The following is a 13477-nucleotide window of genomic DNA, read 5'->3' as shown; positions in this document are numbered from 1 at the left end:
CCCCGCCGCCCGGGAGTGCCGCCGGCTCCCCACGGTGGCAGGCACCCACTCGGCCCGAGCCACGGGCCGAGGAGCACAGAGCCGCCGTGGAGGACGCATCGTGGTTCGCAGTCCCTCGCCGGTCCAGGTCCGCTGCGCGGACGGCGACCCCGTCGAGTTCCATCGCCGCCCGAACCGGCGCGACAGTCACTACCTGGTCACGGAGGTGCGCGAACGCTGGATCGAGGAGTCGCGGTGGCCGTTCCTGTCGGCCATGCCCGTCGGCGGCGACCGGTGCCGGTGCTGGCGGGTGCTCGCCTGCCGGTCCGACGAGCCCCATCTGCCGCCCGGTGAGTTCGTGTTGCGCATGCGCTCCGGGCCCGGCGTGTGGGACCTGCGCTGGGCCGGTGCCTGACCCCTGCTCGCCCGCCTCGGAGGAGACCGATCATGACCAGCGCACTCGCGATGCCCGGACTGTTCGACACCACGCCCGACGACCGGCACGACGCTTCGCTCACCCACCCGGCCGCCCTCCCGTCCCCCGCCTCGGGACGCGAGGGCCGTCCGGCGCGCTCCGCCACGCGCGGGGCCACCGGCCGGTCCGCCGGGTCCGCCGTGCCCACCGCCCCGCCGTCACCGCCGCCCTCGCGCACGGTGGTGCAGCTGCTGGGCGCGGCACAGGACGAGCTGCGGGCCGCCCAGGCGGCGGACGATCCCGCCGACCGGTTCTGCTCGGCCCACCTCGGGGCGCTGCGCGCGGCCGCGGCCGTCCTCGCCCTGCGGGCCCGCTCCAAGCGCGCGTCGCGGCCCACCGACGCCTGGACCCTGCTCGCCTCCGTGGCCCCCGAGTACGGCGAGTGGGCGGCGTTCTTCGCGGCCCACTCGGCCACGCGCTCGGCGGTGGAGGCGGGCGTGCGGGGACGCGTGTCACAGCGTGACGCCGACGACATGGTGCGTCAGGCCGACCTGTTCCTCGCCCTCGTCACCCGCACGGTGGCGGGCCGGGGGCGCTGAGGGGTCCGTGCTCGTCAGGGCTCGGGGCCGCGGCGGGCGCGGGCACGCCCCGTACGTCGTCCCGAGCGCGACCGGACGATCCGGCCGAGCAGCGAGTCGAACTGGCTCGAGATCTCCCGGGCGCCCGGGGTGTCCCAGCGCTGGATGGGCACGCCGGCGCCCTGGGCCTGTTGGACGGCGCTGCGGTCGGGCAGCGCGCCGGAGAGCACCAGCGGGCCGAACAGCTCCCGCAGCTCGGCGACGCGGAACTCGTGCTCGGACGACCGCGAGCGGTACTTGTTCACCAGCACGCCCAGCGGCTGGAGGTCCGGGTTGTGCTCGCGCTCGGCCTGCACGGCCTCGAAGGCGCGCTGCACGCCCGACACGGCGAAGATCGTCGGCTCGGTCACCAGCACTGCCCGGTCGACGGCGACCAGCGCGGACCGGGTCAGCTGGCCCAGCGAGGGCGGACAGTCGATGAGCACGAGGTCGTACGCCGCGATCCCCGTCGCGGTGGCGTCGTGGCCGTCGCGGGGCAGGGCGGCGAGCAGCTGCGCGAGCCGCCCGAGCCGGTCGGAGCCCGGGTCGGGGTGGTTGTGGCGCTCGACGTCCTCGGACCCGACCAGGACGTCGACGTCCTCGCCCCAGGCGCTCGGGGAGATCGACGTCGCCAGCACACCCGCCGACGGACGTTCCATGGCGTGCGCGATCGTGGTCTCGGCCGGTTCGGGTTCCAGCGCCGTCGTCGCGTTGCCCTGGGGATCGAGGTCGACCACCAGGGTGCGCAGACCGGCCCGGAGCGCTGCTCCGGCCAGGCCCAGGACGACGGTCGTCTTGCCGACACCGCCCTTGAGGCTCAGCACCGCCGTGACGTGCACGCGGTGAACCTACCGGCCGGACGCGGAGCCTGCCGGAGCCGGACCGTCGATACTGGTGGCGCCGAGCACCCGCCCCACGTTCTACGGTGGCGCGGTGACACGTGCCGCGTCGTTCGTCCCGGTCGACGTCGTCGCGCGCACTCTGCGCGTCGAGCTCACCGCGGCACGCTCCCGGCGCGACGGCGCCGCGCCGCGCGTGCTCGACGTCGGCGGGGGCAGCGGCACCTGGGCGGTGCCGCTGGCCGCGGACGGCTGCGAGGTCACCGTGGTCGACTCCAGCGCCAACGCCCTCGCCGTCCTCCAGAGCCGCGCCCGCGAGGCCGGAGTCGCGGCGGGGGTACGCGCCGTCCAGGGCGATGTGGACGCCCTCGCCGACGCGGTCGGCGCCACCGAAGCCGATCTCGTACTCGGCCACGGACTGCTCGAGTACGTCGACGACCCCGCCGAGGCGTGCCGGGCGCTCGCGGGCGCCGCCGCCCCCGGCGGCGCGGTCTCGCTGCTCGTCGCCGGACGCTTCGCCGCCGTGCTCTCGCGGGTCGTCGCGGGGCGGCTGGTCGAGGCGCGCCAGGTGCTCGTCGACCCGACGGGGCGCTGGGGCCCGGGTGACCCGCTGCGCCGGCGCATGGACGTCGAGGAGATCCGCACGCTGGTCGAGGCCGGCGGGCAGCTGGCTGTCGAACGGGTGCAGGGCCACCGGGTGCTCGCCGACCTCGTGCCCGACGGTGTGCTCGAGTCCGGGGGAGGCTCGTCGGATCCGCTCGCCGAGCTCGAGGACATCGCCGCGGGCACGCCGCCGCTGCGCGACATGGCCGCGCGCCTGCACGTCCTCGCCCGGCGGCCGGGCTGAACGGCGCACCTGCTGGCCGCGACGCCGGTTGCGGCGTCCTGCATGTCGACATGGACGCCTTCTACGCGGCCGTGGAGATCCGTTCGCGGCCGGAGCTGAAGGGCCGTCCGGTCGTCGTCGGGGGAGGGCCCGAGCGGGGCGTGGTGCTCTCGGCGAGCTACGAGGCCCGTGCCTACGGGGTCCGCTCGGCGATGCCGTCGGCCCGCGCGCACCGGCTCTGCCCGCAGGCCGTGTTCCTGCCGCCGGACTTCACCGCGTACGCCGAGGTGTCCCGGGGAGTCATGGCGGTGTTCCGCGAGGTCACGCCGCTGGTGCAGCCGCTGAGCCTCGACGAGGCGTTCCTCGACGTCTCGGGGGCGCTGCGCCGGCTCGGGACCACCCCGCTGGGCGTCGCGGCGGCGATCCGTGACGAGGTGGCCGCGAGCCAGGGGATCACGTGCTCGGTCGGCGTCGCGTCGACGATGTTCGTCGCCAAGCTCGCGTCCCGCGTCGCGAAGCCCGACGGGGTGCACCTGGTGCCGGCCGACGGCGTGCGCGCCTTCCTCGACCCGCTGCCGGTGGGCGCGCTGTGGGGTGTCGGCGCGAAGACCGAGGAGGTGCTCGGCCGGCACGGCATCGCCACCGTCGCCGACGTCGCCGCCGCCGGGCCCACGACCATGCGGCGCGCGGTCGGGGAGGCGCACGCCGCGCACCTGATCTCCCTCGCGCACGGGATCGACGAGCGGCGCGTCGACCCGCAGGGCCGCGAGAAGTCCGCCGGCGCCGAGGAGACCTTCGCCCACGACCTCGTCGCTCCCGCGCTCCGGCGCCGCGAGCTCCTGCGCCTCGCCGACCGCGCCGCCCGGATGCTGCGGCAGCGTGGGATGCGGGCGCGGACCGTCGCGCTCAAGGTCCGCTTCGACGATTTCACCACGGTCACACGCGCACGGACGCTCCCGGCGCCCACCGATCTCGCCCGCGACCTCCACGCCACCGCGGTCGAGCTCCTCGACGCGCTCGGGGAGATCGGGCCGGTCCGGCTGCTCGGTGTGCGTGGCGAGGGCCTCGTCCCGGCCGACCGCGCGCCCGAACAGATCGTCCTCGGTGAGCCCGAGCACGGGTGGTCCGACGCGGAGCGGGCCGCTGACCAGGCGCGTTCCCGGTTCGGCGTCGCAGCCATCCGCCCGGCGAGCCTGCTCGGCGATCCGGACCCGGAGCGCGCGCGATCACCGGTGGAGGCCGGGGACCCGGGGCGGACCGGTCACCGACCGCATCCGCGTACCTTCCCTGCGACATCGCTCCGGCGCCGAACGGATGATCAGTGACGGCAACACGCCGGTCCGGGTAGTCGGACTGCCGACGGACTCGTAGGATGGTGCTGGGTCATCAGGACGATGCCCGCCAGACCTTGACGGGTCGGGCGAATTTCCATTCCGGTGCCGGAGGAGAATCATGCCGCTCTCCGAGCACGAGCAGCGTCTGCTCGAGCAGATCGAGCGCGCTCTCTACGACGAGGACCCGAAGTTCGCGTCCACGGTTCGGGGAGGCAAGCTCCGACGCCCGTCGCGTCGCCGGCGCATCCAGGGCGTCGCGCTCTTCGTGATCGGCGTCGTGATGCTGGTGCTCGGCGTCGTCTTGTTCAGTACCTCGACGGTGGGGATCATCGTCAGCGTCGTCGGCTTCCTCGCCATGTTCGGCGGCGCCGTCCTCGCGATCACCTCGTTCGGCGCCCGCAAGAAGGAGGCGGCCGCCGAGGGTGAGGCCGCCGCATCCGGCGCCACCGGCGAGAAGGAGCGCAGCCGCTTCACCTCGCGCATGGAAGAGCGTTTCCGCCGCCGCTTCGAGCAGGAATAGCCGCCCCACCCGCACGTCCTCCGACGCGCCGCCGACCTTCGGGTCGGCGGCGCGTCGTCGTTTCGCCCGGCGCCCGGGGTTTCGCAGCGAACGTGGTGTTCGCTGCTTCTACGCGCCCGAAGTCCCCGTTCGCTCCGCCGAGCCCCCACCTCGCTCCACCCCGAGCCCCACCTCGCTCCACCCCGGCCCCCACGTCGCCCCACCACGGGAGCCGCGACCTCCCACTCCACCCCCCACAGCACTCCCCACTCCACCCCCACGGCGTGTTCGCCCTGCTCGGGGAGCGGGGAGGGACGCCGCGACCGGCGTGTCGGGTCGACCTCCAGTGGCCGGAGCCGTCAGGGTCACGCGCAGTTCCCCCACCACTCCCCACCGTCGCTGACCAGGCAGAACTCGCTCGATCGGGGATCACCACGCCCGCAGGAGGGTTTGGTTGTGGGGCTAGGTGGGGTATGGTGGTGCGCAGTGGGGCGAATGGGGCCGCACAGGGGAGGTGGGCGCCGTGTTCCTCGGCACCCACACCCCGAGATTGGACGACAAGGGCAGGCTGACGCTGCCCGCGAAGTTCCGTGACGAGCTCGCAGGGGGGTTGATGATCACGAAGGGCCAGGACCACTGCCTCTACGTGTTCCCCCGTGACGAGTTCGAGCAGATGGCCCGCAAGGTGGCCGAGGCGCCGTTCACCGACGAGCGGGTGCGCGCGTACCAGCGCTACCTGTTCGCCGGCACCGACGAGCAGCGTCCCGACTCCCAGGGCCGCATCCCGATCGCGGCCGAGCTGCGTCGCTACGCCGGGCTCGAGCGGGACTGCACCGTGATCGGTGCGGTCAACCGCCTCGAGATCTGGGACAGCGCCGCCTGGGCCCGGTACCAGGACGAGCACGAGGCCGGCTACGCCCAGGCCCAGCAGGAAGTGCTGCCGGGCGTCTTCTGACGCCGACCGCACCGACGACAAGCGAACAGGCGGCGCCCGAGCGGGGCGCACGGTCCGGTGCCGTGAGGCCCCGGCCCGCAGGGCGACGGCCCTGGCGCACCTTCCCCGGCGCCAGGTCCGTCGATCTGCGGACCGGGACGTGACGACATCGGACCCCGGAGCGAGTGGCGACGAGTCGGCGGAGGGCGTTCGGTGGACGAGCACGGGGCGGGTCCTTCAGGGCCCCCGGGGTCGGATCCCGTGGACCGGCAGCGTCACGTCCCCGTCCTGCTCGACCGCATCGTCGCCCTCTTCGACCCCGCCCTCGCCGATCGTGACGCCGTGCTCGTTGACGCCACCCTGGGGGCGGGCGGCCACTCCGCCGCGCTCCTTTCTCGGCACTCGAGACTCACTCTTGTAGGTGTTGACCGCGACCGTTCGGCGTTGCGGCTCGCGTCCGAACGACTCTCCGGTTACGCCGAGCGCACGCACCTCGTGCACGCCGTGTTCGACGCGCTGCCCGAGGTGCTCAACGACCTCGGCTACCACACGGTGCAGGGCGTGCTGTTCGACCTCGGTGTCTCCTCCATGCAGCTCGACGAGGACGAGCGCGGCTTCTCCTACGCCCGCGACGCGCCGCTGGACATGCGGATGGACTCTTCGACCGGTCCGACCGCCGCGGACGTCCTCAACACCTACGCACCCGGCGACCTGATCCGGGTGCTCCACGACTACGGCGAGGAGCATGCGGCCCGACGCATCGTCGAGGCCGTCGTGCGTGCCCGGCGGCGGGCTCCGTTGCGGACCAGCGCGGAGCTCGTCGCCCTCCTCGAGGACGCGATCCCGGCCGCCGCCCGGCGCACGGGCGGCCATCCCGCGAAGCGCACGTTCCAGGCGCTGCGGGTGGAGGTCAACGGCGAGCTCGACGCCGTCGCGACCGCCGTCCCGGCGGCCGTGGACGCGCTCGCGGTCGGCGGCCGGGTGGTCGTCATGTCCTACCAGTCCCTGGAGGACCGCATCGTCAAGCGGGTGCTCGCCGAGCACACCCGCTCGAAGGCACCCCCGGACATGCCGGTGGTGCGCCCGGAGGACGAGCCCGACCTGCGCCTGCTCACCCGCGGCGCCGAGAAGGCCGACGACGACGAGATCGCCGCCAACCCCCGAGCGGCGTCGGTGCGGCTGCGTGCCGCAGAGCGAGTGCGGGAGGCCGCAGCATGAGCACCGCGACCCTGGCCGAGCCCCGCACGGGCACGGGCACGGGCACGACGCGCCCGCGGACCGACCCGCGCCGTGACAGCACGACGAGGAGGTCGACGCGCCCGGCCACCAGGGCCCCGGCGACGGCGGACTCGCGCTCCGGGGGCACCGCGCCCTTCGTCCTCCTGATCATGGTGCTGCTCACGGGCGGCCTGGTGGCGACGCTGTGGCTCTCCACGGCGGCGGCCGCCGACTCCTACCGCCTCGACGAGTCCCGCCAGGTCGCCCGGGATCTGTCCGAGCAGACCGAGCGCCTGCACCGCGACGTCGCCGCCGCCCAGTCGGCGCCCGCGCTGGCCGCCGCGGCCCGCGCGCAGGGCATGGTGCCTGCCGGCGAGCCCGCGGTGCTGCTGGTCGCCCCGGACGGCTCGTCCCAGGTCGTCGGCGACCCGAAGCCCGCCCAAGCAGCGGCCCCGCCGGCCGCGCCCGCCGGCCCCGCGAGCCCGGCCGGCCCCGCGAACCCGGCCGACCCCGCGAACCCCGGCCAGTCCACCGGTGCGCAGGCCGCCACCGACGGCCGGCCGGCCCCGGCGCCCGCCGGCGCCGCGGCGGCCGAGGACCACCTCACCGCGGTGCCGAGCCAGAACGACGACTCCCGGGACGACCCGCAGGCCGGTCGGTGATGGCGCGCAGCGCGCCGACCCTGAGCCGCCCGCCGGCCCGCGGCCCGGGAGGTCGTGCCCCGAGCGGCCGCCGGCCCTCGCCGCCGCCCCCGCCGCCCCGCCGCCCCGCCCGCCGGCCGTCCGCCCGCCCGCCGGACCCGCGGCGCCGGCTGCGTGTCGGCCGGGTGCTGCTGGTGGCCGTGCTGCTGCTGTGCACGCTGAAGCTGGTCGAGGTCCAGGGCATCCGGGCGAGCGAGCTGTCGGCGGACGCCGCGCAGCAGCGCACCACGCGCCTCAACGTGCCGGCCGAGCGCGGCGCGATCCTCGACCGCTACGGCACCCCGCTGGCGTTCAGCGTCGAGGCGAAGGCACTCGTCGCCAACCCGCGGCGGATCACGAACGACTGGAACGACCCGGCCGTCCGCTCCCAGCCGGGCTCGCCGACCCCGGACCAGCGCAAGTCGGCGATCGCCGTCGGCATGGGCCGCATCCTCGGTCTCGACCCGGGCCCGATCTTCGCGTCGCTGACCTCGGACCGCAGCTACGTCGTGCTCGCCCCGCTGGTCGACCCGGGGGCGGCGCGGCAGGTGCGCGAGGCGTTCCCGGAGATCGCCGAGGAGGACCGCGAGTCGCGCCAGTACCCGGCGGGTGATGTCGCCTCGACCGTGGTCGGCAGCGCGTCCTGGAACATGGACCGCCAGAAGATCCGCGGCTCGATCGGGCTGGAGAGCGCGCTCGACACCACGCTCGCGGGCACCGACGGGTTCCGGGTCGTCGACACCGCCGAGGGCAGCGATGCCGTCATCCCCGGCACCACCCGCGCCGAGCAGCCCGCGCAGGCCGGCCGTGACGTCGTCCTCACCCTCGACACCGATCTGCAGTACGCCGTCGAGCAGCGCCTGCGCGACTACACGGCCAAGGTCGGGGCCCGCAGCGGCAGCGCGGTGGTCCTCGACGCCCACACCGGCCAGGTGCTCTCGATGGCGAACTCGGGCGGGTTCAATCCCGCGGCGCCCGGCGCGGCGGGCGCGCAGCTGAGCAACCCCTCGGTCACGTCGCCGTTCGAGCCGGGCTCGGTCAACAAGCTCGTGACGATGGCGGCGGCGATCGAGAACGGCGTGGCTCGCCCCGAGGACGTCCTGCAGGTCCCGGGCAGCATCCGCGTCGCCGACCGGACGATCAGCGACGCCTGGTCCCACGGGACGATCAACCTGACGCTCAACGGGGTGCTCGGCCGCTCGTCGAACGTCGGCACGCTGATGACCGCGCAGCGCCTCGGCCCGGACCGGTTCAACGTGATGCTGCGGGCGCTCGGGATCGGCCAGCGCACCGGGATCGAGCTGCCGGGCGAGAGCCCCGGGTCGGTGCCGGCCCGCGAGGACTGGTCGGGCAGCACGTTCGGCAACCTGCCGATCGGCCAGGGTCTGTCCATGACGACCCTGCAGATGGCGAGCATGTACCAGGCGGTCGCCAACGACGGCGTCCGCGTGCCGCCACGGGTGGTCGAAGCCGAGGTCGGCGGGGACGGCGTGCGCATCCCGTCGGCGGCGCCCGAGGGCGTGCGCGCGATGAGCCCGGAGACGGCCCGCACGATGCGCGACATGCTGCAGTCGGTGACCCAGGACGGCACCGGGGGCAACCGGGGCACCGGCCCGGCGGCGGCGATGCCGGGCTACCCGGTGGCGGGGAAGACCGGGACCGCCCAGCAGGTCGACCCGGGCTGCGGCTGCTACTCGCAGTCGAACTACTGGATCACCTTCGCCGGCATGTTCCCGGCGCAGGACCCGCGCTACGTCGTCGCGCTGATGCTCGACCGCCCGCCGGGCGGCGACTCCGCGGCGCCGTTGTTCCACGACATCGGCGCGTACCTCGCGCAGCACGGGGCGGTGCCGGCGTCGACCGCCCCGCCGCGCGAGGTGCCGCTGACCCTGCCGTAGCAGACCGCACCGGCCGCAGGGCCTTCACGGAGGCCCCGGAGACGGTGAGTAGCCTGCGCCATCGTGTCCGCCGCACCGCCGAGGACCTTCGACGACGCCGCCGGCCCCGCCCGGAGGCGGGTCGGTGACGGCGACGCCGGCGGCGCCCCCGACCAGACCGACGCGGACCCGTTGCGGCCTCGTCGGACGGAGCCCGTGATGATCACTGCCGTGGCCGAGCGCATCCGCTCCACCCGCCCCGAGGACGGGCCGGTGGAGATCGTCGGCGACGACGCCGCGCGCGTCACCGGGGCCACGTTGCGGGCGCACGAGGTCCGGCCCGGCGACCTGTTCGCGGCGCTGCCCGGCGCCCGGGCGCACGGCGCGGACTTCGCGGGCCAGGCCCTCGATCGCGGCGCGGCGGCGGTGCTCACCGACGCGGCCGGTGCCCAGCGCGCGGCCCTGCGCGACGGGAACGTCCCCGTCCTGGTCCACGCCGACCCGCGCGCCGCGGTCGGCCCGGCGTCCGCCCTGGTCTACGGCGACCCCTCGACGCGCCTCGACGTCCTCGGCGTGACCGGCACCAGCGGCAAGACGACCACCGTCTACCTGCTCGAGGCGGCGCTCGCGGCGGCCGGCGCGACGACGGGGCTCATCGGCACCGTCGAGACGCGCCTGGGCGGCGAGCGGTTGCCCAGCGGGTTCACCACCCCCGAGGCGCCCGACCTGCAGGCCCTGCTCGCGCGGATGGCCGACGACGGCGCGACGCACGTGGCGATGGAGGTCTCGAGCCACGCCCTCGCGCTGGGGCGGGTCGCCGGCACCGGCTTCGCGGTCGGCGCCTTCACCAACCTGTCCGCCGAGCACCTCGACTTCCACACCGACATGGAGGACTACTTCGCGGCCAAGGCGCGGCTGTTCGACGGGCGCTCGCGGGCCGAGGTGGTCTGCGTCGACTCCCCGTGGGGCCGTCGTCTCGTCCGCGAGGCGACCGTGACGGTCGGCTCGCCCGACGCCGACTGGCGCGCCGAGGACGTCGTCGCCCTGCCCGACGGCACCCAGCGCTTCACCGTGCACGGCCCCGAGGGGCTCGTGCTGCCGGTGGCCGTGCGGCTGCCCGGCGCCTTCAACGTCACCAACGCCCTGCTCGCGCTGGCCTGTGGCGCGGCCAGCGGCCACGACCCGGCCGTGCTCGCCGGCGGGCTCGCGCAGGTCCGGGTGCCGGGCCGGATGCAGCGGGTCGAGGCGGGGCAGCCGTTCCTCGCGGTCGTCGACTACGCCCACAAGCCGGGGGCGGTCGAGGCGCTGCTCGAGACCCTGCGCGCCGGCGCAGCGGACTCGGGCGGGCGCCTGCTCACCGTGCTCGGCTGCGGCGGCGACCGTGACCGCGCCAAGCGTCCCGTGATGGGCCGGCTCGGCGCCCGGCTCTCCGACCACCTCTGGGTCACCGACGACAACCCGCGCTCCGAGGACCCGGCCGCCATCCGCGCCGAGGTGCTCGCCGGCGCGCGCGCCGTCGACGGCGCCGTCGTCGACGAGATCGGCGACCGCCGCGAGGCGATCGCCGCCGCCGTCGCCGACGCGCGCCCGGGCGACGTGGTCGTCGTGGCGGGCAAGGGCCACGAGACCGGCCAACAGGTGGGCGACGAGAAGTTCCCGTTCTCCGACGCCGACGAGCTGGAGCGAGCCATCGTGCGAGGCGGTCGCCCGTGATCGAGCTGACCCTCGCCGACGTCGCCCGCGCCACCGGTGGGCGGCTGCACGCCGCCACCGGGGAAGAGCGGGTCACCGGCTCCGTCGAGTTCGACAGCCGCGCGGTCACGGCCGGCGGGCTGTTCGTCGCGCTGCCCGGCGAGCGGGTCGACGGCCACGACTTCGTCGACGCCGCCCTGGCGAACGGTGCGGCCGGCGTCCTCGCCGCCCGGGAGGTGGACGGCGAGGGCGGGGTACCCACCGTGATCGTGCCGCCGATCCGGCAGGTGTCGTCGTCCTACGTCCTGGCCGCCGACACCGACGGCGCCGGAGCCGGTGTCCTCGCCGGCCTCGCCGCGCTCGCGCGCCACGTGGTCGACGTCCTCACCGCCGACGGCCTGCTCGTCGTCGGGATCACCGGGTCGTCGGGCAAGACGTCGACGAAGGACCTCACCGCGCACCTCCTCGAGGGGGCCGGCGAGACCGTCGCCCCGCCCGGGTCGTTCAACAACGAGCTCGGCCACCCCTGGACCGCGCTGCGCGCCACGCCCTCGACCCGCCACCTCGTCCTCGAGCTCTCCGCGCGCGGGCCCGGGCACGTTGCCGCCCTGTGCCGCGTCGCGCCGCCGCGCCTCGGTGTCGTGCTCAACGTCGGGTCGGCGCACCTGGGCGAGTTCGGGTCGCGCGAGGCGATCGCGCAGGCCAAGGGCGAGCTGGTGGAGGCGCTGCCCGCCGACGGGGTCGCCGTCCTCGGCGCCGACGACCCGGTGGTCGCCGCCATGGCGCGCCGCACCGCCGCGCGGGTGGTGCACGCCGGGCGGGCGCCCGAGGCGACGGTGCGCGCGGTGGACGTGACGGTCGACGAGGCCGGGCGCGCCGCGTTCCGTCTGGTCACCCCGGCCGGCGAGGCCCTGGTGCGCCTGGGGCTGCACGGCGCCCACCACGTCGACAACGCCCTCGCCGCCACCGCGGTCGCCCTCGAGGCGGGCCTGGGCGTCGACGCGATCGCCGAGCGCCTCGGCGCGGCGGCGGCGCGCTCGCGGTGGCGCATGGAGCTCACCGAACGCCCCGACGGCGTGCGGGTGCTCAACGACGCCTACAACGCGAACCCCGAGTCGATGCGGGCCGCGCTCGCGACGCTCGGGGCGATGGGCGGGCGCCACACCGCGGTGCTCGGGGTGATGGCCGAGCTCGGTGACGACGCCCCGCGCGCCCACACCGAGATCGGTCGCGAGGTCGCCCGTACCGGAGTGGAGCGCTTGATCGTTGTGGGTGACGGCGCCCGGCCGCTCCACGAGGCAGCGGCGTCGGGAGGAGTCGACTCCCGCCTGGTGCCCGACGCCGCCGCGGCCGCCGCCCTGGTGAGCGCGGACGTCTCCCCGGGCGACGTCGTGCTGATCAAGGCGTCGCGGTCCGCGGGGCTGGAGACGGTGGCCGAGGCACTGACCACCGCACGCGCAGCGGAGCGGAGCCGGACCATCGAACGGGGAGGAGCTCCATGAGGGGCGTGCTGGTGGCGGCGGGGGTCGCGCTGGCCGTGTCGATCCTCCTGACCCCGTACGTGATCCGCCTGTTCATCAAGCAGGGGTTCGGGCAGGAGATCCGCGAGGAGGGCCCGCAGAGCCATCGCGGCAAGCGGGGCACGCCGACCATGGGTGGCGTCGCGATCCTCGCGGCGGTGTGGATCGGCTACCTCGTCGCTCATCTCGCGGTCGACGTGGCGATCTCGGCGTCGGCGCTGCTGGTGCTGATGCTGATGACGGCGCTGGGGGTCGTCGGGTTCCTCGACGACTTCATCAAGATCCGGCGCCAGCGCAACCTGGGCCTGAACAAGACCGCCAAGCTGGTCGGCCAGTTCGTCAGCGCGGTGGTGTTCGCGGTGCTGGCCCTGCAGTTCCCCGACGAACAGGGCCTGAGACCCGTCTCCACGAACCTCTCGTTCGTGCGCGACATCGCGGTCGTCGGCTTCGGCGCGGTCGGGTTCGTGCTGTTCTGCTACCTGATCGTCACGGCGGCCTCGAACGCGGTGAACCTGACCGACGGGCTCGACGGCCTCGCCGCGGGCACGTCGGCGATGGTCCTGGCGACCTATCTGATCGTGTCGTTCTGGCAGTTCCGCAACGCGTGCGGCGTGCAGATCGAGGCGGGCTGCTACCAGGTCCGCGACCCCCTCGACATCACCCTCGTCGCGGCCGCGGCGATGGGCGCGTGCATCGGCTTCCTGTGGTGGAACGCCGCGCCCGCACGGATCTTCATGGGCGACACCGGCTCGCTGGCGCTCGGCGGGCTCTTCGCCGGGCTGGCCATGGTCACGCGCACCGAGCTGCTCCTGGTCGTGCTCGGCGGCGTGTTCGTGGTCGAGGCGCTCTCGGTGGTCATCCAGGTCGCGGTCTTCCGTACGACGCGCCGCCGCCCGTTCCGGATGGCGCCCTTCCACCACCACTTCGAGCTTGCGGGCTGGGCGGAGACCACGGTCATCATCCGGTTCTGGCTGCTCGCGGCGATCTGCTGCGCGCTGGGGCTGGGCCTGTTCTACAGCGAATGGCTGGCGGCCTCGGGTGGCTAGC

13 protein-coding genes are annotated in these 13477 nt (G+C 75.2%); 12 read left to right on the top strand and 1 reads right to left on the bottom strand.

Going from position 1 to position 13477, the window contains the following annotated elements:
- The first annotated feature begins 100 nt into the window (after window positions 1-100).
- Together AC2A1K_RS30520 and AC2A1K_RS30515 are read left to right on the top strand one after the other, a co-directional pair.
- The gene (locus tag AC2A1K_RS30520) at window positions 101-394 is read left to right on the top strand and encodes a hypothetical protein (RefSeq protein WP_337702965.1); all 294 of its coding nucleotides are present in this window, start codon (window positions 101-103) and stop codon (window positions 392-394) included.
- A 32-nt stretch (window positions 395-426) separates the two neighbouring features.
- Window positions 427-993: an SAV_6107 family HEPN domain-containing protein gene (locus tag AC2A1K_RS30515; RefSeq protein WP_483900109.1), complete on the top strand. Its 567-nt coding sequence runs from the start codon at window positions 427-429 to the stop codon at window positions 991-993.
- A gap of 14 nt (window positions 994-1007) precedes the next feature.
- Here the strand turns inward: AC2A1K_RS30515 and AC2A1K_RS30510 are convergent, their stop codons facing one another.
- Window positions 1008-1850 carry a ParA family protein gene (locus AC2A1K_RS30510; RefSeq protein WP_483900108.1) on the bottom strand — a complete coding sequence of 281 codons (843 nt, stop codon included), beginning with the start codon at window positions 1848-1850 and terminating at the stop codon, window positions 1008-1010.
- A 94-nt stretch (window positions 1851-1944) separates the two neighbouring features.
- Between AC2A1K_RS30510 and AC2A1K_RS30505 the strand changes: the two genes are divergently transcribed.
- The 10 genes from AC2A1K_RS30505 to mraY all read left to right on the top strand — a co-directional run bounded on the left by AC2A1K_RS30505 (window position 1945) and on the right by mraY (window position 13476).
- Entirely contained in the window at window positions 1945-2697 is a 753-nt protein-coding gene (locus tag AC2A1K_RS30505; protein WP_483900107.1) for a class I SAM-dependent methyltransferase, read from the top strand.
- Window positions 2694-4001: a DNA polymerase IV gene (dinB, locus tag AC2A1K_RS30500; protein ID WP_483900128.1), complete on the top strand. Its 1308-nt coding sequence runs from the start codon at window positions 2694-2696 to the stop codon at window positions 3999-4001. The genes AC2A1K_RS30505 and dinB overlap by 4 nt, the downstream gene beginning before the upstream one ends.
- A 127-nt stretch (window positions 4002-4128) precedes the next feature.
- Window positions 4129-4530, top strand: coding sequence for a DUF3040 domain-containing protein (locus tag AC2A1K_RS30495; RefSeq protein WP_483900106.1), 402 nt, complete (start codon window positions 4129-4131; stop codon window positions 4528-4530).
- Between the two features lie 502 nt (window positions 4531-5032).
- On the top strand, window positions 5033-5464 hold the full coding sequence (gene mraZ / locus AC2A1K_RS30490) for a division/cell wall cluster transcriptional repressor MraZ (protein ID WP_483900105.1): 432 nt from the start codon (window positions 5033-5035) through the stop codon (window positions 5462-5464).
- Between the two features lie 240 nt (window positions 5465-5704).
- Window positions 5705-6661: a 16S rRNA (cytosine(1402)-N(4))-methyltransferase RsmH gene (gene rsmH, locus AC2A1K_RS30485; RefSeq protein WP_483900104.1), complete on the top strand. Its 957-nt coding sequence runs from the start codon at window positions 5705-5707 to the stop codon at window positions 6659-6661.
- The gene (gene ftsL, locus AC2A1K_RS30480; protein ID WP_483900103.1) at window positions 6658-7323 is read left to right on the top strand and encodes a cell division protein FtsL; all 666 of its coding nucleotides are present in this window, start codon (window positions 6658-6660) and stop codon (window positions 7321-7323) included. Before rsmH ends, ftsL begins: the two co-directional genes overlap by 4 nt.
- Window positions 7323-9239 carry a peptidoglycan D,D-transpeptidase FtsI family protein gene (locus AC2A1K_RS30475; protein WP_483900102.1) on the top strand — a complete coding sequence of 639 codons (1917 nt, stop codon included), beginning with the start codon at window positions 7323-7325 and terminating at the stop codon, window positions 9237-9239. Before ftsL ends, AC2A1K_RS30475 begins: the two co-directional genes overlap by 1 nt.
- Window positions 9240-9437: 198 nt before the next feature.
- Window positions 9438-10931: a UDP-N-acetylmuramoyl-L-alanyl-D-glutamate--2,6-diaminopimelate ligase gene (locus tag AC2A1K_RS30470; RefSeq protein WP_483900127.1), complete on the top strand. Its 1494-nt coding sequence runs from the start codon at window positions 9438-9440 to the stop codon at window positions 10929-10931.
- A complete protein-coding gene (locus AC2A1K_RS30465; protein WP_483900101.1) occupies window positions 10928-12412 on the top strand; it encodes a UDP-N-acetylmuramoyl-tripeptide--D-alanyl-D-alanine ligase in 1485 nt (494 codons plus the stop codon). Before AC2A1K_RS30470 ends, AC2A1K_RS30465 begins: the two co-directional genes overlap by 4 nt.
- A complete protein-coding gene (mraY, locus tag AC2A1K_RS30460; RefSeq protein WP_483900100.1) occupies window positions 12409-13476 on the top strand; it encodes a phospho-N-acetylmuramoyl-pentapeptide-transferase in 1068 nt (355 codons plus the stop codon). The genes AC2A1K_RS30465 and mraY overlap by 4 nt, the downstream gene beginning before the upstream one ends.
- Window position 13477: the final 1 nt, after the last annotated feature.

It is taken from the genome of Actinomycetospora sp. 2LY8.5 (assembly GCF_057180585.1).
The sequence above is the reverse complement of the archived record's forward strand: the minus strand, read 5'-3'. Positions and strand labels throughout refer to the sequence as shown.